General features: G+C 67.0%; 19 protein-coding genes and 2 pseudogenes. 11 read left to right on the forward strand and 10 right to left on the reverse strand.

What is annotated here, in order from left to right:
- Positions 1 to 16: 16 nt before the first annotated feature.
- Positions 17 to 127 (forward strand): annotated as a pseudogene (locus tag AC07NI_RS13935) (hypothetical protein); the annotation flags it as partial.
- A gap of 11 nt (positions 128 to 138) precedes the next feature.
- Here the strand turns inward: AC07NI_RS13935 and AC07NI_RS13940 are convergent.
- Positions 139 to 2,265, reverse strand: coding sequence for a M3 family metallopeptidase (locus AC07NI_RS13940; protein ID WP_494619990.1), 2,127 nt, complete (start codon positions 2,263 to 2,265; stop codon positions 139 to 141).
- 122 nt (positions 2,266 to 2,387) lie between these two features.
- Here AC07NI_RS13940 and AC07NI_RS13945 point away from each other — a divergent pair, with 122 nt between their 5' ends.
- Both AC07NI_RS13945 and AC07NI_RS13950 read left to right on the forward strand, forming a co-directional pair.
- On the forward strand, positions 2,388 to 3,236 hold the full coding sequence (locus tag AC07NI_RS13945) for a glutamate racemase (RefSeq protein ID WP_494619992.1): 849 nt from the start codon (positions 2,388 to 2,390) through the stop codon (positions 3,234 to 3,236).
- Between the two features lie 204 nt (positions 3,237 to 3,440).
- Positions 3,441 to 5,933, forward strand: coding sequence for an FtsK/SpoIIIE family DNA translocase (locus AC07NI_RS13950; protein WP_494619994.1), 2,493 nt, complete (start codon positions 3,441 to 3,443; stop codon positions 5,931 to 5,933).
- A gap of 15 nt (positions 5,934 to 5,948) precedes the next feature.
- On the opposite strand, the pseudogene AC07NI_RS13955 reads toward AC07NI_RS13950, so the two are convergent.
- Positions 5,949 to 6,084, reverse strand: a pseudogene (locus AC07NI_RS13955) (hypothetical protein); the annotation flags it as partial.
- A 111-nt stretch (positions 6,085 to 6,195) separates the two neighbouring features.
- Between AC07NI_RS13955 and AC07NI_RS13960 the strand changes: the two are divergent.
- Both AC07NI_RS13960 and AC07NI_RS13965 read left to right on the forward strand, forming a co-directional pair.
- Positions 6,196 to 6,843, forward strand: coding sequence for an outer-membrane lipoprotein carrier protein LolA (locus AC07NI_RS13960; RefSeq protein WP_494619996.1), 648 nt, complete (start codon positions 6,196 to 6,198; stop codon positions 6,841 to 6,843).
- A 253-nt stretch (positions 6,844 to 7,096) separates the two neighbouring features.
- Positions 7,097 to 7,903, forward strand: a complete 807-nt coding sequence (locus tag AC07NI_RS13965) for an exodeoxyribonuclease III (RefSeq protein WP_494619998.1) — start codon at positions 7,097 to 7,099, stop codon at positions 7,901 to 7,903.
- On the opposite strand, the gene AC07NI_RS13970 is transcribed toward AC07NI_RS13965, so the two are convergent.
- Entirely contained in the window at positions 7,900 to 8,766 is an 867-nt protein-coding gene (locus tag AC07NI_RS13970; RefSeq protein WP_494620000.1) for an SDR family oxidoreductase, read from the reverse strand. The genes AC07NI_RS13965 and AC07NI_RS13970 overlap by 4 nt on opposite strands.
- A 94-nt stretch (positions 8,767 to 8,860) precedes the next feature.
- Between AC07NI_RS13970 and AC07NI_RS13975 the strand changes: the two genes are divergently transcribed.
- Positions 8,861 to 9,697, forward strand: coding sequence for a helix-turn-helix transcriptional regulator (locus AC07NI_RS13975; RefSeq protein WP_494620002.1), 837 nt, complete (start codon positions 8,861 to 8,863; stop codon positions 9,695 to 9,697).
- Here the strand turns inward: AC07NI_RS13975 and dnaQ are convergent.
- Genes dnaQ through AC07NI_RS14000 form a run of 5 tightly spaced genes read right to left on the reverse strand, consistent with a single transcriptional unit; the run spans position 9,694 to position 13,380 of the window.
- Complete coding sequence (dnaQ, locus tag AC07NI_RS13980) at positions 9,694 to 10,404, reverse strand: DNA polymerase III subunit epsilon (RefSeq protein WP_494620004.1); 711 nt, start codon at positions 10,402 to 10,404, stop codon at positions 9,694 to 9,696. The genes AC07NI_RS13975 and dnaQ overlap by 4 nt on opposite strands.
- Positions 10,405 to 10,435: 31 nt before the next feature.
- Complete coding sequence (coaE, locus tag AC07NI_RS13985) at positions 10,436 to 11,035, reverse strand: dephospho-CoA kinase (protein WP_494620006.1); 600 nt, start codon at positions 11,033 to 11,035, stop codon at positions 10,436 to 10,438.
- Position 11,036: 1 nt separating this feature from the next.
- Complete coding sequence (aroE, locus tag AC07NI_RS13990; protein ID WP_494620008.1) at positions 11,037 to 11,888, reverse strand: shikimate dehydrogenase; 852 nt, start codon at positions 11,886 to 11,888, stop codon at positions 11,037 to 11,039.
- Positions 11,885 to 12,478 (reverse strand): Maf family protein, encoded by a 594-nt coding sequence (locus tag AC07NI_RS13995; protein ID WP_494620010.1) that lies wholly within the window; start codon positions 12,476 to 12,478, stop codon positions 11,885 to 11,887. Before AC07NI_RS13995 ends, aroE begins: the two co-directional genes overlap by 4 nt.
- Positions 12,475 to 13,380 (reverse strand): pyruvate, water dikinase regulatory protein, encoded by a 906-nt coding sequence (locus AC07NI_RS14000; protein ID WP_494620012.1) that lies wholly within the window; start codon positions 13,378 to 13,380, stop codon positions 12,475 to 12,477. Before AC07NI_RS14000 ends, AC07NI_RS13995 begins: the two co-directional genes overlap by 4 nt.
- Positions 13,381 to 13,827: 447 nt before the next feature.
- On the opposite strand from AC07NI_RS14000, the gene hemE reads away from it, so the two are divergent.
- The 4 genes from hemE to rho all read left to right on the forward strand — a co-directional run bounded on the left by hemE (position 13,828) and on the right by rho (position 18,064).
- Positions 13,828 to 14,871 (forward strand): uroporphyrinogen decarboxylase, encoded by a 1,044-nt coding sequence (hemE, locus tag AC07NI_RS14005; protein ID WP_494620014.1) that lies wholly within the window; start codon positions 13,828 to 13,830, stop codon positions 14,869 to 14,871.
- Complete coding sequence (gene hemH / locus AC07NI_RS14010) at positions 14,871 to 15,899, forward strand: ferrochelatase (RefSeq protein WP_494620016.1); 1,029 nt, start codon at positions 14,871 to 14,873, stop codon at positions 15,897 to 15,899. Before hemE ends, hemH begins: the two co-directional genes overlap by 1 nt.
- Entirely contained in the window at positions 15,896 to 16,363 is a 468-nt protein-coding gene (locus tag AC07NI_RS14015) for a CopD family protein (protein WP_494620018.1), read from the forward strand. The genes hemH and AC07NI_RS14015 overlap by 4 nt, the downstream gene beginning before the upstream one ends.
- 267 nt (positions 16,364 to 16,630) lie before the next feature.
- The gene (gene rho / locus AC07NI_RS14020; RefSeq protein WP_494620020.1) at positions 16,631 to 18,064 is read left to right on the forward strand and encodes a transcription termination factor Rho; all 1,434 of its coding nucleotides are present in this window, start codon (positions 16,631 to 16,633) and stop codon (positions 18,062 to 18,064) included.
- 87 nt (positions 18,065 to 18,151) lie between these two features.
- On the opposite strand, the gene AC07NI_RS14025 is transcribed toward rho, so the two are convergent.
- Together AC07NI_RS14025 and AC07NI_RS14030 are read right to left on the reverse strand one after the other, a co-directional pair.
- On the reverse strand, positions 18,152 to 19,117 hold the full coding sequence (locus tag AC07NI_RS14025) for a quinone oxidoreductase family protein (protein WP_494620022.1): 966 nt from the start codon (positions 19,115 to 19,117) through the stop codon (positions 18,152 to 18,154).
- Positions 19,117 to 19,812, reverse strand: a complete 696-nt coding sequence (locus AC07NI_RS14030; RefSeq protein WP_494620024.1) for a dienelactone hydrolase family protein — start codon at positions 19,810 to 19,812, stop codon at positions 19,117 to 19,119. The genes AC07NI_RS14025 and AC07NI_RS14030 overlap by 1 nt, the downstream gene beginning before the upstream one ends.
- Before the next feature lie 126 nt (positions 19,813 to 19,938).
- On the opposite strand from AC07NI_RS14030, the gene AC07NI_RS14035 reads away from it, so the two are divergent.
- Positions 19,939 to 20,184 (forward strand): DUF6489 family protein, encoded by a 246-nt coding sequence (locus AC07NI_RS14035; protein ID WP_494620026.1) that lies wholly within the window; start codon positions 19,939 to 19,941, stop codon positions 20,182 to 20,184.
- Positions 20,185 to 20,186: the final 2 nt, after the last annotated feature.

A 20,186-nucleotide genomic window follows, 5' to 3' on the forward strand; every position in this document is an offset into this window, starting at 1 on the left:
TCTAACCCTTCTCCCCTTGCGGGAGAAGGTGTCGCGAAGCGACGGATGAGGGGTCGCACTGGACGCGTCGTGCAACCCCTCACCCGACCCACTTCGTGGGCCACCCTCTCCCGCAAGGGGAGAGGGAGACTCTAAGGCTTACGCCCCCGGCGGGACCGGGAAGCCGCGCTTGCGCATCAGCGCCCCGATCTTGACGTCGCGGCCGCGGAAGGCGCGGAACTGATCGACCGGATCGACGGTGTTGCCCTTCGACATGATCGTCTCGTAGAGGCGCTTGGCGGTGGGCTTGTCGTAGAACTTGCCCGGCGCTTCCTCGAACGCCTCGGCGACGTCGGCGGTCAGGGTGTCGGCCCACAGATAGCTGTAGTAGCCGGCCGAATAGCCGTCGCTTGAGAACACATGGCCGAACTGCGGGGTGCGGTGACGCATGACGATCTCATGCGGCATCTTCAGCTTGGCCAGTTCGTCGCGTTCGAACGCGTCCGGATCGATATCCACGTCGCCGGCCAGGTGCAGCTTCATGTCGATCAGGGCCGAGGCCAGGTATTCGGTGGTGCCGAAGCCCTCGCCGAACTTGCCGGCCGACTCGATCTTGTCGACCAGGGCCTGCGGGATCGGCTTGCCGGTCTGATAGTGCAGGGCGAACTGGTTCAGCACCTGCGGCGTCGGCAGCCAGTGCTCGTTCAGCTGGCTGGGGAACTCGACATAGTCGCGGGCCACGGCCGTGCCCGACACCGACGGGTAGGTGGCGTTGGCGTTCAGGCCGTGCAGGGCGTGGCCGAACTCGTGGAAGAGGGTGGTGGCGTCGTCCCACGAGATCAGCAGGGGCTCGCCGGGCTTGCCCTTGATGAAGTTGGAGTTGTTCGAGACGATCGTGGTGATCTCGCCCTTGAACCGCTCTTGCGTGCGGTAGGCGTTCATCCACGCGCCCGAGCGCTTGCCCGGGCGGGCATAGGGGTCGAAGTACCACAGGCCGACATGCTTGCCGGCGCGGGTCACCTCATAGACGGTGATGTCCTCGTGATAGACGGGGATGCCTTCCAGCTTCTTGAACTGGAAGCCGTACAGCTGGCCCGAGGCCCAGAACATGCCCTCGCGCAGCTTGTCCAGCTGCAGGTACGGCTTCACCTCGTTCATATCGAGGGCGTACTTCGCCAGGCGGACCTTCTCGGCGTAGAAGCGGTAGTCCCACGGCTCCAGCTTGAAGCCGCCGTTCTCCTTGTCGATGATCGCCTGCATGTCGGCGACGTCGATGGCGACCTGGGCGATGGCCGGGGTCCACACCGCCTCCATCAGCGCCATGGCGTTCTCGGGCGTCTTGGCCATGGCGTTCTCGAGGCGCCAGTGGGCGTGGGTCTTGTAGCCCAGCAGCTTGGCGCGCTCGACGCGCAGCTTCAGGATCTTGGCGATGATGGCGTTGTTGTCGGTCGCGCCGCCGTTGTCGCCGCGGTTGACGAACGCGCGCCAGACCTTCTCACGGGCCGAGCGGACCGGCGAGGCGGCCAGGAACGGATCCACGCTGGAGCGGGTGTTCACGATGATGAACTTGCCCGGCAGCTTGCGCGAGGCGGCGTTCGAGGCGGCGGCGGCCTTCAGGCCTTCCGACAGGCCGACCAGATCGGCGTCGCTGAGCTCGATCCAGGTGCTCTCGTCGGCCAGCAGGTTCTGGCTGAACTTGGTGTAGAGGCCGGCCAGTTCGGTGTTGATCGCGCCGACCCGGGTCTTGGCCCCGGGGCTCAGCTTGGCGCCCGAGCGCACGAAGTTGCGGTAGTAGATCCACAGCACGCGCTGCTGTTCCGGCGTCAGCTTGGCCTTGTCCGGCGAGTTGTAGACCGCCTCGATGCGGGCGAAGAGGGCGACGTTCTGGTTGATCTTGTCGCCGTGGGCCGAGAGCTTGGGATCCATCTCCTCCTCGACCTTCTGGAATTCCGGCGTGCTCATGGTCGAGCCCCAGATGCCGTAGAAGGTCTGGACGTCGTTCAGCATCCGGCCGGAGTCTTCCAGCGCGCCGATGGTGTTGTCGAAGTTCGGCGCGGCCTTGTTGCTGGTGATCGCGTCGATCTCGGCCAGGTTCTTGGCCATGGCCGTTTCCAGGGCCGGCTTGAAGTCGGCGACCTTGACCTTGTCGAAGGCCGGCACGCCGCCATAGGGACCGACCCACTTCTGGGTCATCGGGTTCGCGCCTTGGGCCATGGACAAGCTCGGATTGAGGGCGGCCGAGGCCCCAACGGCGGCGGCTGAAGCTAGGAACGTACGACGTTGCACGGAGTGTCTCCGGTGAAGATTTGGACGCGACCCTAACAAGGTTCAGCGGCCTGTCACATGACACGGCTGTAACCTTCCCGGATCCGTGGACGACGCCGGGTTTGGCGGCTACAGCTTTGGCCATGATCGGCGTCTTCGACTCCGGCGTGGGCGGCCTCTCGGTCCACCGCGCCCTCGTGCAGCGTCTGCCGCAGGCGGACTTCACCTACCTGGCCGACCAGGCCCACGCGCCCTATGGCGTGCGCACCGGCGAGGACATCGTCGAGCTGACCAAGGCCGGCTGCATCCGCCTGTTCGACCGCGGCGCCAGCCTGGTCGTCCTGGCCTGCAATACCGCCTCGGCCATCGCCCTGCGCCGCCTGCAACAGACCTGGCTGCCCGGCTACCGGAAAGAGATCGGCCGGCCGGTCAACATCCTGGGCATCATCGTGCCGACCATCGAGAAGGCCACCGGCCTGCCGTGGGAGCACGAGGCCGAACGGCGCGGCGACAAGGTCGAGCAGCTCGATATCCTGGGCGTGTTCGCCACCCAGGCCACGGTCCGCTCGCGCGTCTACGAGATCGAGATCGACAAGCGCAAACAGGACTTGGCGGTGTTCTCCGAAGCCTGCCCGGAGCTAGTGCCGTTGATCGAGGCCGACGCCTCGGTGGTCGAGATCGCCAAGGCGGTCGAAAGCCACGTCCAGGCCCTGAAGACCCGCATCGGCCGCTATCCGCACCGCGTGGTGCTGGGCTGCACCCACTACGAGATCATCGCCGACCTGTTCCGCGCCGCCTTGCCGGCCGGCACCCCGCTGATCCAGCAGCCCGAAGCCACGGCCGACGCGTTAGAGCTCTATCTGGAGCGGCACCCAGAGTACGGCGTGGGGACGGGCGGAAGCCGAGTGTTCCTGACCACCGGGACGCCCGGTCCGCAGAATGGCCTGGTCCAGGGGTTCTGGGGCGGCCCGGTCGCGTTCGAGCAGGCCTGAGGGCCCGAAACCTCGTCCTTCGACAGGCTCAGGATGAGGTTTCTAGTGCGCCATTCAAAGTAGCCCTCATCCTGAGCTTGTCGAAGGACGAGGGCTACTTCCGCGACGTTGTGAATCATTTCCTGACGAACGCCGTAAACGCCTCTTAACGCTCTTCGGGCACAACATCGCGGTTCGACCCATTCTGAGGGTCCGACGGCGAAGTTGAGTTCGGAGACTTTCATGGCGCGAGCCGCGCGGCGATCCACGACGGAGCTCCTTTGGGATGCGATCCGTTACGGCTGGGTCCAGCCCTGGACCGCCCGGTTCCGGGGCGGGATCATCACCGTGATCGGGGCCGGCCTGCTGCTGGCCATCGCCACCTACAACGCCACCGACCCCAGCCTGAACGCCGCCACCGGCGAGCCGGCCCGCAACGCCTTGGGCGGTCCGGGCGCGGCCATCGCCGATCTCCTGATGCAGTCGCTGGGCCTGTCCGGCTGGGGCGTCGCTTTGTTCATGCTGGTCTTCGGCGTCACCCGCGTGGCCCAGGCCGACCCGGACGCCGAGCGCAAGGACCTGCGCCAGCGCGCGGGCATCGGCGCCCTGGGCCTTCTGGCCCTGTCCGCCACCCTCGCGGCCCCGCCGCCGCCGGCCATCTGGCAGCTGGAAAAGGGCCTGGGCGGCTTCTGGGGCGATGCGCTCCTGCACATGGTGGCCGGCGTCCTGCGCTTCGCCCACATCCCCGGCGCGACCATCGTCGCCGCCCTGCTGTTCGCCGTCGCCGCCATCGTCGCCCTGGGCTTCGCCATCGGCGTGCGCGAGGTCGATCCCGACGCCATCCACACCGCTGTCAGCAACGCCCTGCAACCGCGCGTCCGCGCCGAGCCGGAGCCGATGCCCGAGCCGGCCGCCAAGCCAGTCCGTATCCGCAAGGAAAAGGCCCAGCCCGCGCCGCCGCGCGAGCGTCCCGGCCGCCTGCCGCCGATCGACGGCGACGACGAGGCCGTGGTCGCCGCCTCCGCCCCGACCCCGATCTCCGAGCGCGCGCCCGAACGCGCCTATACCCCGCCGCCGCCTCAGGACGACGAGGACGAGTTCGAGGACATGCTCGACGCCCGTCCGATGGCGATCGCCAAGCCCAAGACCGCGCCCAAGGAATCCGGCCGCGAGGCCCGTGAGCAGCAGAAGACCTTCGACTTCGAGGAAGACGCCGGTTTCCAGCTGCCCGAGCTGGCCATGCTGGCCAAGGCCAAGCCGCGCTCGTCGGAAGTCGACGCCGGCTCGCTGCGCCAGAACGCCCGCCTGCTGGAAAGCGTGCTGGCCGAGTTCGGCGTCAAGGGCCAGATCGACCAGATCCGCCCCGGTCCCGTGGTCACCATGTACGAGCTGGTGCCGGCTCCGGGGGTGAAGACCGCCCGCGTCGTGGCCTTGGCCGACGACATCGCCCGCTCGATGAGCGTGATCTCGTGCCGCGTGGCCGTGGCCCAAGGCCGCAACGCCATCGGCATCGAAATGCCCAACTCCAAGCGCGAGACGGTCTATCTGCGCGACCTGCTCAGCAGCGCCGACTACGAGAAGGCCAGCCAGATCCTGCCCATGGCCCTGGGCGAAACCATCGGCGGCGAGCCCTATATCGCCGACCTGGCCAAGATGCCCCACCTGCTGATCGCCGGCACCACCGGCTCGGGCAAATCGGTCGGCGTCAACGCCATGATCCTGTCGATCCTGTACAAGCTGCCGCCCGAGAAGTGCCGCTTCATCATGATCGACCCGAAGATGCTGGAACTGTCGGTCTATGACGGCATCCCGCACCTGCTGGCCCCCGTCGTGACCGATCCGAAGAAGGCCGTCGTGGCCCTAAAGTGGACCGTCCGCGAGATGGAAGACCGCTATCGCCGGATGTCGAAGATCGGCGTGCGCAACATCGCCGGCTACAACGAGAAGGCCAACGAGGCGCTGGAGAAGGGCGAGCACTTCGAGCGCACCGTCCAGACCGGCTTCGACGACGCCGGCCGTCCGATCTACGAGACCGAGCAGATCCGCCCCGAGGCCATGCCTTATCTGGTCGTGGTCATCGACGAGGTCGCCGACCTGATGATGGTGGCCGGCAAGGACATCGAAGGCGCCGTGCAGCGTCTGGCCCAGATGGCCCGCGCCGCCGGCATCCACTTGATCATGGCCACCCAGCGCCCGTCGGTCGACGTCATCACCGGCACCATCAAGGCCAACTTCCCGACCCGGATCAGCTTCCAGGTCACCAGCAAGATCGACGCCCGCACCATCCTGGGCGAGCAGGGCGCCGAGCAGCTGCTAGGCCAGGGCGACATGCTCTACATGGCCGGCGGCGGCCGCATCACCCGCCTGCATGGTCCGTTCGTCTCGGACGGTGAAGTCGAGCAGGTCGCCAAGTTCCTGCGCGACCAGGGCATCCCGCAATATCTGGAAGAAGTCACCGCCGGCGGCGACGAGGAGCAGGAAGAGGCCATCGAGGGCGCGTTCGCCGGCGAGGGCGGGTCCAACGACCTCTACGACCACGCCGTGGCCGTGGTCACCCGCGACCGCAAGGCCTCCACCAGCTACATCCAGCGCCGCCTGCAGATCGGCTACAACCGCGCCGCCTCGCTGATGGAGCGGATGGAAAAGGAAGGCGTCGTCGGCGCCGCCAACCATGCGGGCAAGCGCGAGATCTTGGCGCCGCCTCCGCCGCCGCTTTAGGCCGCCCCAATTCTTGTCATCCCGGAAAGCGCGTAGCGCTTGTCCGGGACCCAGGGGCCAAGCCCCGTGCGGTCGCCCCTGGGTCCCGGCTCTCCGCTTCGCTGCGGCCGGGATGACAAGCGTTAGTGCGGTGGGTGGAGGCAACCTTCACCTTGGCCGCGACGTTCCCCACATCCAAACCTGAACGCCCCTTCATCGGGGCGCCGGAAAATGGCCTTGCGGCGGCCTTCGCGCAGGCCAAGGTTGCGGCTAAGGAGTTCGCATGACCACTCGCCGTCTTCTTCTCGCGGCCGGCCTCGCCGCCGCCATCGTTTCGCCGGCCATGGCCTTCGCCCAGGACGCCAAGCCGGTCCCGGCCGCGCTGACGCCTGAGCAAAAGGTGCTGATGGACAAGGCCACCGCCTATATCCAGGGCCTGTCCTCGGCCAAGGGCCGCTTCGTGCAGACCGACCAGCGCGGGACCCAGACCCAGGGCGCCTTTTACATGCAGCGTCCGGGCAAGGCGCGGTTCGCCTATGACCCGCCGGCCGGCCTGCTGGTCGTCAGCAACGGCAACAACGTCAACATCTTCGACAGCCGGCTGAAGACCTTCGAGAGCTATCCGCTCAGCAAGACGCCGCTGAACTTGCTGCTGGCCCGCGAGGTCCGCCTGGATCGCGGCGTGGTCATCACCGACATCCGCCAGTTGGCCGACGGCTTCACCATCGTCGCCCAGGACGCCAAGCGCCAGGCGCTGGGCCGTATCTCGATGGACTTCTCGAGCAGCCCCGTGGCGCTGATGGGCTGGACCGTCACCGACATCAAGGGCGGCCAGATCCGCGTGCGCCTGATCGACTTCGCCGAGACTTCGGACCTGGATCCCAAGCTTTTCGTGCTGACCGATCCGCGCCGCAAAGTCGGCAAGCCGTAGCGCTGCCGTACAGCTGTCGTGAATGTGACATTACCACAACAGGCAAGAATCAACCTGTTCTGGGCTTGACTTAAAGTTTGGACGTGGCATATTTAACACGCATGGCGATGAGCGACCGACCCGCTCCTCGCAAACCGTGCCGGATCCTATCCCCTCCCGGCGGCGGCATGAGAGACTAGACTTTTGCCCCAGGCGCCAAGGCTCCTGGGGCATTTTTCTTTCCGGTCGTCGGGTTCCGGGCTAGAGCGCTGGCATGCGCCTCCGTATCGCCACCTGGAACGTCAATTCCGTCCGCCTCCGCGCCGAACAGGCCGCGCGTTTCGTCGACGAGCAGGGCCCGGATGTCCTGTGCATGCAGGAGATCAAGTGCCAGGAGGGCGAGTTCCCCCGCGAGGCCTTCGAGGCCATGGGCTTGCCGCACCTGAAGATCGCCGGCCAGAAGGGCTGGCACGGGGTGGCCATCGCCTCGCGCCTGCCGTTCGAGGACGTGCCGAGCCTGATGAACTGCCGCGAGGGCCATGCCCGTTGCGTGGCGGTCAAGGTCGCCGGCGTCGACATCCAGAACTTCTACATCCCGGCCGGCGGCGACACGCCCGACCGGATCGGCAATCCCAAGTTCGACCACAAGCTCGATTTCTACGAGACCCTGACCGCCGCCCTGAAGAAGCGCGACCCCAAGGCGCCGCTGATCGTCACCGGCGACCTGAACATCGCGCCGGGCGAGAACGACGTCTGGAGCCACCGCCAGATGCTGAAGGTGGTCAGCCACACGCCGGCTGAACTGGAAGCCTTCGACGCCATGATGAAGTCGATGGACCTGCTGGACCTGCCGCGTCTGGCGACGCCGGAGCCGGAAAAGCTGTTCAGCTGGTGGAGCTACCGCGCCGCCGACTTCCGCAAGTCCAACCGCGGCCTGCGCCTGGACCACATTCTCGCCAGCCCCGGCCTGCGCGACGCGGCGATCGTGGACGGCAAGGTGTCCTCGCGCGTCCACGATACGGTCCGGGAGTGGGAGCGCCCCAGCGACCACGCGCCGGTGACGGCCGACCTGAAGGTCTAGAAGTAGCCGGCGTTTTCCAGGTCCTCGACCAGGCTCGGTCCCGTCGGCCCCCAGCCCAGCGTCTCCCGCGTCCAGGCCGCCGATGTCGCCGCGTCCATGCCGGCGAACATCGCGAACCAACCGAAGTGATCTGCGGTGCGGCTCTCGACGGGAATGCCAAGACCCTTGCCGATTGCCTCCGCGATTACCTTGAACGGCACGGCCTCCTCGGCGACGGCGTGATAGCGCTCGCCGCCCGCGCCGCGCTCGAGCGCCAGGCGGTAGAGGCGGGCGGCGTCCGAGCGATGGACGGCCGACCACTGGTTGGCGCCCTCGCCGATATAGGCCGCGACGCCCTTTTCGCGGGCCAGGTTGATCAGCATCGGCACGAAGCCGTGGTCACCGGCCCCGTGGGTCGTCGGCGCCAGGCGGACGATCGAGGCGCGGACGCCCTTGGCGACCAGGGCGTCGGCCGAGGGCTCGGAGATGCGGGGCGAGCCGCCGCCGGGCCGGTCCTCCTCGGTGGCCATTCGGCCCGAGGCCAGCATGGCTGTGCCCGAGGTCACCAGGATCGGCTTGGCCGTGCCTTCCAGCGCGCCGCCCAAGACCCCGATCGCCCGGCCGTCTTGCTGGGCGTTCTCGGCGAACTTGGAGAAGTCATGATTGAAGGCCGTGTGGATCACGCCGTCGCAAGCGGCCGCACTCTTGGCCAGCACGTCATGGTCGTCGAGCGTGCCGAGCACGGCCTCCGCGCCGGCCGCCTGCAGCTGGGCCGCGCCGGCGTCGGAGCGCGACAGCCCCAGCACCTGGTGGCCGTGGGCGAGCAGTTCCTGGACGACGGCCGAGCCGACGAAGCCGGTCGCGCCGGTGACGAAAACACGCATGGGAAAACGCTCCAAGGATTTCACGTGGAACACCCTGTGCGCTAAGATCATCCTGTTAAAGTAGTGATCTTATACGGGTATAAGGCCTAACAGGATGAACGCGCCGCACCTGACCGATAATAGACTGGGCGCCTATCTGCGCGACCGCCGGGCCAAGCTGGACGCCGCCGCCTTGGGCTTTCCGGGCGCGCGCCGCCGCACGCCGGGCCTGCGCCGCGAGGAGGTCGCCCAGCGCGCCCATATCAGCGCCACCTGGTACACCTGGCTGGAACAGGGCCGGGGCGGGGCGCCGTCGGCCGACGTGCTGGACCGTATCGCCCGCGCCCTGATGCTGACCGAGGTCGAGCGCGAGCACCTCTACCTGCTAGGCCTGGGCCGGCCGCCGGAGGTCCGCTACCGCGAGACCGAAGGCGTCTCGCCCCGCCTACAGCGTGTGCTCGACGCGCTGGACCCCAGCCCGGCGATGATCAAGACCCTGACCTGGGACGTCATCGCCTGGAACCGCGCCGCCACCGTGGTGCTGGCCGACTATGGCGACCTGCCGCTGGAGGAGCGCAACATCCTGCGGCGGATCTTCTGCGATCCCCGCGCGCGGGCGTTCAACACCGAGTGGGAACACGTCGCCCGGTTCGTGGTCGCCGCCTTCCGCGCCGATGTCGCCCGCGCCGGGGCAGGGGCCGAGGCCTCGGTCAACGCTCTCGTCGAGGAGCTGACCCGCCGCAGCCCGGACTTCGCGACCATGTGGGCCGAGAACGACGTCCGCTACTATGGCGACGGCATCAAGACCCTGCGCCATCCGGCGCTAGGCCAGGTGTCGTTCGAATATTCCGCCTTCGCCGTCGATGGCCGGCCGGACTTGGGGATGATCGTCTACAACCCGGCGACGCCGGAGGACCTGGAGCGCGTGCGAGCGCTGGTTGAAAGCGTCTAGCCTTCGAGCGCCACGACGCCCTGGGTGATCCACAGGGCCTTGTCCTTGAGGTTCTTGCGGATCCAGGCGGCGTGGACCTCGCGTTCGGCGTCGGTCGATCGCAGGGGCAGGGGACGCGGGCGGGCGCCGTACGAGCCCTGGATCGCGGCCGAGACCGACAGGGACTCGACGTGGGTCAGTTCCAGGGCGCGTTCCTTGCCGCCCTGCAGTTCCAGATAGACCTCGGCCAGGAGGTGCGAGTCGATCAGCGCCCCGTGCTTGTCGCGGCTGTCGAGGCTGATCTTGAAGCGTTTGCAGAGCGCGTCGAGCGAGTTGTACATGCCCGGGAAGCGCTTCTTGGCCATGGCCAGGGTGTCGATCCAGCGCTCTTCCAGGATCGGCGCGCGGCCGCACTTCTCCAGCTCGAAATTGATGAAGCTACGGTCGAAGGCGGCGTTGTGGGCGACGACGACGCTGTCGCCGACGAACTCGATGAACTTGTCGGCGACCTCGTGGAACTTCGGCTTGCCGGTCAGGAAGGCCGACGACAGGCCGTGGACCTTCTCGGCCTCGGCCGGCATGTCCCGCAGCGGGTCGCAATATTCGTGGAATGAGCGGCCGGTCGGCATGAAGTCGACCACCTCGATGCAGCCGATTTCGACCAGGCGGTCGCCCGTCTTCGGATCGAAGCCGGTGGTTTCGGTGTCGAGGATGATTTCCCGGGCCATCGCTTTTCAATGGCCCGCTTCGTCGCCGGCTTCAAGCGGAGCCGGGAGTTCTCAACAGAGTCAGAAGGTCGCGGACCTGATCGTGGGCGGCCTCGACGCCACGGCTGGTGTCGATGACGAAGTCGGCGCGCGCGCGCTTTTCGGCGTCCGGCGTCTGGCGAGCCAGGATGGCTTCGAACTTCTCCGGCGTCATCTCGGGGCGGGCCAGGACACGGGCGCGCTGGACGTCGGCCGGGGCCGAGACGACCACGACCTTGTCGACCTTCTTCTCGCCGCCGGTCTCGAACAGCAGCGGGATGTCGAGGACCACGATCTCGTGGCCCTCGGCCTGGGCCGTCTCGAAGAAGCCGATGCGGTGGGCGCCGACCAGTGGGTGGACAATCTGCTCCAGCTTGGCCAGGGCCTCGGAATTGCCGACCACCTGGGCGCTGAGCTTGGCGCGGTCGATCGCGCCATTCACCACTACGCCGGGGAAGGCGTCTTCCACCGGCCCGACCGCCGCGCCGCCGGTGGCGTAGAGGGCGTGGACCGCCGCGTCGGAGTCGTAGACCGGCACGCCCTCGGCCTGGAACAAGGTCGAGGTCGTCGACTTGCCCATGCCGATCGAACCGGTGAGGCCCAGGATCAGCATCTTAGGCCTCGCCCAGCAGCTTCAGCGCGATGGCCCGCACGTCGACCTGCGCCGGCGGAGCAACGCCATAGATGGCTTCGAAGGATGGGACCGCCTGGCGCAGCAACATCTCCAGGCCGTCAACCGTGCGACGGCCGGCCGCTTCGGCGCGGCGCAGGAATTCGGTGCGCAGCGGCTTGTAGACCATGTCCATGACCACGGCCGTCCGCGGCGTCAGGGCGAAGTCGGCGGCCGGACCGTCGCCACCGTTCAGGCCGAGCGAGGTGGCGTTGATGATCAGGCCGGCCTCGGGCAGCAGGCCGGGCAGGGCGGTTTCGTCGGCCGCGACGACCTTGGCCCCGAAGGCGTCCACCAGCTCCTGGGCGCGGGCCACGGTGCGGTTGACGATCGTGACCTTGGGCGCGCCGGCCAGCAGCAGCGCCGCCACCGCGCCCCGCGCAGCGCCGCCGGCCCCGAGGATCACGACCGGCGCGGCGGTGACATCGAAGCCCGGAGCTTGGACGGCGATCGCGTCGAGCAGGCCGGGGCCGTCGGTGTTGTCAGCGTGGACGCTGCCGTCCGCGTTGAAGACCAGCAGGTTCGCCGCGCCAGCCATCTTGGCCAGATCGCTGGCGGTGTCGGCCAGGGCCAGGGCGCGTTCCTTGAACGGGATGGTGACGTTGAGTCCCTTGATCGCCCCGCCGCGCAGGCCGCCGATGAAGGCTTCGAACCCGTCCAGGGTTGGGGCGAACGGGACATAGGCCGCGTCCAGGCCGGCCGCATCGATCCAGGCGTTGTGCAGGACCGGGCTCATCGAATGCTTGATCGGCGCACCGCAGACGCCGCCGACGAAGGCGGCTCCAGAGATCGTCATGCCGCGAGCGCTCCGTGCAGGCGCAGGAAGTCGAGCAGGCCGATCAGCGGCAGGCCCAGGATGGTGAAATAGTCGCCGTCGACGGCGTCGAACAGCTGCACGCCCTCGCTCTCCAGCTCGTAGCAGCCGACCGACCACAGCAGGGCCTCACCGCGACGCTCTATATAGGCGTCGAGCCATTCCTCGCTGAACGGGCGCACCGACAGCTTGGCGCTCTCGACGATCCGCCAGATCGGCTGGCCATCGCGGGCCACGACCACGGCCGAATGCAGCTTGTGGGTCGTGCCGCGCAGCTCCAGCAGATGCTCGCGCGCCTGGGCCAGGGTTTCGGCCTTGTCGAACAGCTTGCCCTTGAGGTCGAGCGTCTGGTCCGCCCCGATCACCAGGCCCGGCCGCTTGGCCGAGACCTTGACCGCTTTCATCTCCGCGAGCGCGTCGGCGATGTCGCGGGGCGTGACCTCTTCAGCCAACAGGCCGGCCTTGGCGGCGTCCTCGTCGACGCCGGGGCTGACGGCCTCGAAGGCGACGCCGGCGTTCTTGAGGATCATCTGGCGCGCCGAACTCTTCGACGCGAGGGTAACAGGCGTCATCCCAGGACCTCGACCTTGCCGCGGCCGCCCGACAGCAGGTTGATGATCGCCGCAGCCGTCTCCTCGACCGAACGGCGGGTGATGTCGATGGTCGGCCAGTTCATCCGCTCGAACAGCCGGCGAGCAGCGATGATCTCCTGGCGGACGGCGTCGCTGTCCACATAGTCGCTCTCTCTGTTCTCCTTGAGGGAGAGCAAGCGGTTGCGACGGATCTGGATCAGGCGATCGGGCGAGGTGATCAGGCCGACGATCAAGGTGTTCTTCAGTTCGAACAGCTCGGGCGGCGGCGGCCGGCCCGGGACCAGCGGCACATTGGCGGCGCGCACACCCCGGTGCGCCAGATAGATGCAGGTCGGAGTCTTGGAGGTCCGCGACACGCCCACCAGGATGACGTCGGCCTGGGTCAGGTCCTGACCGCCTTGGCCGTCGTCATGGGCGATGGCGTAGTCCAGCGCTTCGATGCGGTCGAAATAGTCGTTGGTCAGGGCATGCTGGGCCCCGACCCGGGTCGAGATCCGCGCGCCCAGATAGCGCGACATGGCGCTGATCACCGGATCCAGGGCGGCGATGCAGGGCATTTCCAGCTTGCGGCAGCCCTCTTCCAGCGCCGCGCGCAGGTTGGGATCGACGATGGTGTGCATCACCACGCCCGGCGCACCGGCGATTTCCTCGAGCGCTCGGTCCAGCTGACGCGTGGAACGAACCAGCGCGTAGATGTGTTCGATGGGCAGGATGTCGGTGAAACGCGCACAGACCGCCCGCGCCATGGCGTTCAAGGTCTCGCCCGTGGAGTCCGAAACCAGGTGGATATGGAAGTAGGTGGCGAAGCGCGGCGGCAGCCGTTCCCCCTCCCCCTGAGCCAGACTCTCCTGTGGATCATCCGTTAACGGTTGCTTAACCACTTGCCGTGCCTCTGGGGACGCCCGGGCGCCAAATGGCCCAGAAGGTGTCGTGTCATGGCGCCGCTGTGATCAACGGTCGCATTGCTCGCGTACCATCCCCAGGCTCACCCCGCATCCCCTGAAGCGTGAATCCCGGCTATCCAAGGCCTGGGAATGAGTCCTGTGAAGGCTCTTTGTCCCGCCGTCGCGAGTTAAGATTTCATTAAGACCTTCAAGGCCCTGCAAGCCTGTCCACATGATTAACAGACCCTTAACCACATGTGGGAAGGCCTGGGGGAAAAGGCGGATCAGCTGTGCGAGTCACTCGCCCGTCAGGCGTTTTCCCCACTATGCAGTTGCCCTCCAACTCCCTCTTTAAAATCTTAAATTCTTATTAAGATATGAAGGGAGGGTCTTAAGGGTCTTACGGGCTTGAGCCCAAGCGAGGACCGGGCTTTAACCCGAGCCATGACGTCTCCCACGCAAACTCCTAAATTTCTCTCAACGCTCGCTGGCGAGACGCACGCGAACCCGCCGATCTGGTTCATGCGTCAGGCGGGCCGGTATCTGCCCGAGTATCGCGCGGTGCGAGCGACGGCGCCGGACTTCATCAGCTTCTGCTTCGATCCGGAAAAGGCGGCGGAAGTCACCCTGCAGCCGATGCGGCGGTTCCCGTACGACGCCTCGATCGTGTTCGCCGATATCCTGCTGATCCCCGGCGCGCTGGGCCAGAAGGTTTGGTTCGAGGCCGGCGAAGGCCCGAAGCTGGGCGAGATGCCGTCGATCGAGTCCATGGCCGACAAGGCCGGGAATGCGGGCGAGGCCCTCAAGCTCGTCGGGGAGACGCTGACCCGGGTTCGATCGGCGCTCGATCCGTCCAAGGCCTTGATCGGCTTCGCCGGCGCGCCGTGGACCGTGGCGACCTACATGATCGAAGGCGGCTCCAGCGATCGCAGCGGCGCGCGGACCTACGCCTACCAGAACCCCGAGAAGCTGGACGCCCTGATCCAGGTGCTGGTCGACTCGACGGTCGACTACCTAGCCATGCAGGTCGGCGCCGGGGCCCAGGCCCTGAAGCTGTTCGAGAGCTGGGCCGAGGGTTTGTCCGAGCCGTTGTTCGATCGCCTGGTCACCCAGCCGCACATCCGGATCATCGAAGGCCTGCGCGCGCGCGGCGTGACGGCTCCGATCATCGGCTTCCCGCGTGGGGCCGGCACGCTGGTCGAGGACTACGCGGCCAAGGTCCCGGTTCAGGGCGTGGCGCTGGACACCTCGGCGTCGGCGAAGCTGGGCCAATCGATCCAGAAGACCAAGACCATCCAGGGCGCGCTCGACCCGCTGTTGCTGCGGGCCGGCGGCGATGAACTCCTTCGTCGCGTCGACCAACTGCTGGAGCAGTGGAACCAGGGTCCCTACATCTTCAACCTGGGCCACGGCATCCTGCCCGACACGCCGATCGCCAACGTCGAGCTGGTGCTTGAGCGGGTCACCGGCCAGAAGGTCGGCGGCTAGTGGGCAAGAAGCTCGCCGTCGTCCTGTTCAACCTCGGCGGGCCGGATGGTCCGCGCGCGGTGCGGCCGTTCCTGTTCAACCTGTTCCGGGACTCGGCGATCATCGGCTTGCCGGCGATCGCCCGCTATCCGATCGCGGCGCTGATCGCCACGACCCGCGAGAAGACCGCCAAGGCCAACTACGCGATCATGGGCGGCGGCTCGCCGCTGCTGCCGGAGACGGAGAAGCAGGCGCGGGCGCTGGAGGCCGAGCTGGCCAAGGCGCTGCCGGACGTCGAGGCCAAGTGCTTCATCGCCATGCGTTACTGGAACCCGCTGACCGGTGAGACGGCCAAGAAGGTCGGTGCATTCGCACCGGATGAGATCGTGCTGTTGCCGCTCTATCCGCAATATTCGGCGACCACGACCGCGTCTTCGCTGAAGGCCTGGCGCGAGACCTACAAGGGCGGTGGCCGTCAGACGACGGTCTGCTGCTATCCGGACGAGGCCGGCCTGGTCGAGGCCCACGCCCGACTGATCCGCGAGACCTGGGAGAAGGCCGGTTCGCCGACGAACGTGCGGCTGCTGTTCTCGGCCCACGGTCTGCCGGAGAAGGTGATCTTGGCCGGCGACCCCTACCAGAAGCAGGTCGAGGCCACGGCCGCCGCGGTCGCCGCCAAGCTGCCGCCCGGTCTGGACTGGACGGTCTGCTACCAGAGCCGGGTCGGGCCGATGAAGTGGATCGGTCCCTCGACCGACGATGAGATCCGCCGGGCCGGCGAGGAGGGGAAGGGTGTGATCGTCACTCCGATCGCCTTCGTCTCCGAGCATGTCGAGACCCTGGTCGAGCTGGACCACGAATACGCCGAGCTGGCGCAGGAGGTCGGGGTCGCCCCCTACATCCGCGTGCCGGCCCTAGGTGTGGCGCCGGAGTTCATCGCTGGCCTGGCGGGGATGGTCACCAAGGCCATGACCACCGGCGGGGTTATTCCTGGCGGTGATTGGCGCGGACCCGAAAACTGTCCCTGCAATGAGGAACACTCGGCGTGATCGATTTCCTGGTGGCGCACTTCAACGTCGTGCGCGGGCTGCACATCCTGTCGGTCATCGCCTTCATGGCCGGGATGCTCTACCTGCCGCGCCTGTTCGTCTATCACACCAAGGCTACGCCGGGCTCGGAGATGGACGAGACCTTCAAGGTCATGGAGCGCCGGCTGCTGCGCGGGATCATCAACCCGGCCTCGATCGCCACGGCGGTGTTTGGCCTTGGCCTGATCCTGGCCGACAGCGCCATCCGCGGCTGGGGCTTCCTGGCTCAGCCCTGGATGGTCACCAAGCTGATCGCCCTGGTCGGCCTCTATGGCTGGCACGGCTTCCTGTCGGCCGCGCGCAAGAAATTCGAGCGCGGCGAGAATGTCCGCTCGGAGAAGTTCTGGCGGATCACCAATGAGATCCCGTTCGTGCTGGCGATCGTCATCGTCATCTCGGTGACGACGAAGTTCCTGAACCACTAGCGAGAGCGGCCGGCGCTTGACCGGCCGTCCCGCGCGTGGTTTGCATCCGGAGAGGGTTTCTTTCCAGGAAACCGTCTCTCTTCACGGACCGGCGCCCGTCCTGGCGCGCCCCGCGAGCAATCCGCTCCAAGGTCTGTCCCCCAAGCGACCGCGTCATCGCCAATCGACGCGCATGTTGGTCTGCCCGACGGGTTTGGCCAGCATGACTTTCAAAGTTCTACCGGCCGGACTCCGTCTTGGGGTCCGCGGCCCTCCTTGAGTCTTGTCATGACCGAAGAAACCGAAAACGAAATCCCGGCCGCTGAAGAAGCTGCCACCGAAGAGACCACTGTCGACATCGACACCACGGTCGAGGCCGCGTCCGCCGATGCGGAAGCCGAGGCCGAAGGCGAAGACGACGGTTCGGGCATCGCCGACGCCGTCGCCGCCCTGGGCCTGAAGTCCATGTCCCTGCAGGAGCTGAAGGAGAAATCCCCGGCCGACCTGCTGGCGTTCGCCGAGACCTTCGAGGTCGAGAACGCCAACTCCATGCGCAAACAGGACATGATGTTCGCGATCCTGAAGACCCTCGCCGAAGAAGGCGTGGAGATCTCGGGCTCGGGCACCATGGAAGTGGTGCAGGACGGCTTCGGCTTCCTGCGCTCGCCGGAAGCCAACTATCTGCCGGGCCCGGACGACATCTACGTCTCGCCCTCGCAGATCCGGAAGTATGGCCTGCGCACCGGCGACAGCGTCGACGGCGCCATCCGCTCGCCGCGGGAAGGCGAGCGCTACTTCGCCCTGACCAGCGTGGCCAAGATCAATTTCGAAGCGCCTGACAACGTCAAGCACAAGATCCACTTCGACAACCTGACGCCGCTCTATCCGGACGAGCGCCTGAACATGGAACTGCCCGATCCGACCATCAAGGATCGCTCGGGCCGCGTCATCGACATCGTCGCCCCGCTCGGCAAGGGCCAGCGCTGCCTGATCGTCGCCCCGCCACGCGTGGGTAAGACGGTCATGCTGCAGAACATCGCCAAGTCGATCGAGACCAACCACCCCGAGTGCTACCTGATCGTCCTGCTGATCGACGAGCGCCCGGAAGAAGTCACCGACATGCAGCGCACGGTGAAGGGCGAGGTCATCGCCTCGACCTTCGACGAGCCGGCGACCCGCCACGTCCAGGTGGCCGAGATGGTCATCGAGAAGGCCAAGCGCCTGGTCGAGCACAAGCGCGACGTCGTCATCCTGCTGGACTCGGTTACCCGTCTGGGCCGCGCCTACAACACCACCGTCCCGTCGTCGGGCAAGGTGCTGACCGGCGGTGTCGACGCCAACGCCCTGCAGCGCCCCAAGCGCTTCTTCGGCGCGGCGCGCAACGTGGAAGAGGGCGGTTCGCTCTCGATCATCGCCACGGCCCTGATCGACACCGGCAGCCGCATGGACGAAGTGATCTTCGAAGAGTTCAAGGGCACCGGTAACTCGGAAATCGTTCTTGATCGTAAGGTGGCTGACAAGCGCATCTTCCCCGCCATCGACGTGCTCAAGTCGGGCACCCGCAAGGAAGAGCTCATCACGCCGCGCGACCAGCTGCAGAAGACCTACGTCCTGCGCCGCATCCTCAACCCGATGGGCGCGTCCGACGCGATCGAGTTCCTGCTCGACAAGCTGCGCCAGTCGAAGACCAACGGCGACTTCTTCCAGTCGATGAACACCTGAGTCCAAGCGGACTCACTGCTGATACGAGAAAGGCCCCGGTTCTACCCGGGGCCTTTTTTGTTGTCGGTCTGACCGGTCGGGCCAGCCCTACGGGATCAGCAGGGTGGCGCCGGTCGTCTTTCGACCCTCCAGCGCCTCATGCGCCGCGCGCGCCTTCGCCAACGGGAAGGTCTGGCCGATGTCGATCTTCACCGAGCCCGAGCCGAGGACGGCGAACAGAGCCTCGGCGCTCTCGTCCAGTTCCTCGGTCGTGGCGATGTAGTCGAACAGGCGCGGGCGGGTGACGAACAGCGACTTGCCCGACAGCTCCAGCGGCGCGAACGGAGGGACCGGACCCGAGGCGTTGCCGAAGGTGACCAGCACGCCGCGCTTGGCCAGGCTCTTGAAGCTGGCGTCCCAGGTGTCCTTGCCGACTCCGTCATAGACGACCGCCACGCCCTTGCCGCCGGTGATCTCGGCGACCCGGGCGGCGACGTCTTCGTGTCCGTAGTCGATGGCGTGATCCGCGCCCAGCTCACGGGCGAGGGTCAGCTTGGCCTCGCCGCCGGCGGTGGCGATCACCGTTGCGCCCAGGGCCTTGCACCACTGCACTAGGATCTGGCCGACGCCGCCGGCGGCCGCGTGGACCAGGACGAGGTCGCCCTGTTTCACGTGGAAACACCGACGGACCAGGAACTCGGCGGTCATGCCCTTGAGCAGGACGGCAGCCGCGGTCTCCAGGCTGACGCCCTCGGGAACCTTCACCGCGCGTTCGGCCGGGACGACCGCCGCCTCGCTATAGGCTCCCATGGTGCCGTTGTAGGCGACGCGATCGCCGACCTGGAACCGGGTGACGCCCTCGCCGAGCGCCTCGACGATCCCGGCGGCCTCCAGCCCGATCCCCGAAGGCAGCTTCAGGGGGTAGAGGCCGGAGCGGTGATAGGTGTCGATATAGTTCAGCCCGACCGCTTGGTGCCGGACCAGGATCTGGCCGGCGGCCGGGGAGGGGGCCTCGACCTGAACGGCCTCGAGGACTTCAGGGCCGCCGGTCCGCGAGAACTGGATCGCCAACATCACGCAAGCGCCTTCTGGAAGAAGGTCAGGCTGCGGCCGTTGGCCTTGGCGGCGTCGGCGGCGTCATAGTGCGCGCCGCCCTCGCGCGCGAAGGCGTGGTCGCGATCGGCGTAGGTGTGCAGTTCGATCTGCGGGTGATCCTTCAAGGCCGAAAGGATCAGCTGACGCGCTTCCGGCGGGACGAACTGGTCCTTCTCGGCGATGTGCATCAGCAGCGGATGGGTCAGCTTCTCGGCCTCGTTCACGTGCTTCTCAAGGCCGACGCCGTAGTAGGAGACACTGGCGTCGACGTCGGTGCGGGTCGCGGTCAGGAAGGCCAGCAGGCCGCCCAGGCAGTAGCCGACCGCCCCGACCTTGCCATTGACGCCGACGAGTTCGCGCGCCGCAGTGATCGTCGCGGCGATGTCGCCGACGCCGGCGTCCACGTCGAACGCGTTGAAGAGTTCGAAGGCGCGCTTCCACTCGGCTTCGGACTGATCGGTGATGTCGATGCCGGGCTCGATCCGCCAGAACAGGTCGGGCACGATCGCCACATAGCCTTGCGAGGCCAGGCCGTCGGCGATGTCGCGCATCACCTTGTTGACGCCGAAGATCTCCTGGATCACCACGATGGCCGGGGCGTTGTCCGCCTGTGGTCGCGCGACATAGGCCGAGAAGTCACCATCGGGCGTGGTGATCGTAAGGGTCTCACTCATCGGGATACTCCGTCCGTAAGGGTCCTCAGCGAGGACCAATGTGACTTTCGACCAAAGCGCTCTAACCTGTGCCGACGGGGCTTGGCCCATAACAATATCGTGCCCTGACCGAAGGGAACCTCCCACATGAAAATGACCATCGAGATCGACTGCACCCCGGTGGAGGCGCGCGCCTTTCTGGGTCTGCCGGACGTGAGCGCTCTGAACGACCATCTGGTCAAAGAGATGCAGAACCGCATGGACGCCAACATGGCCATGCTGGCGCCCGAGGAGCTGATGAAGAACTGGATGGCGTTCGGCACCGGCGCCCAGGAGCAGTTCCGCAAGCTGATGACGGCGGCGGCGGGCGCGGCGGCCGGCAAGCGCGACTGATC

This window comes from Caulobacter sp. GW821-FHT10E02, assembly GCF_059415225.1.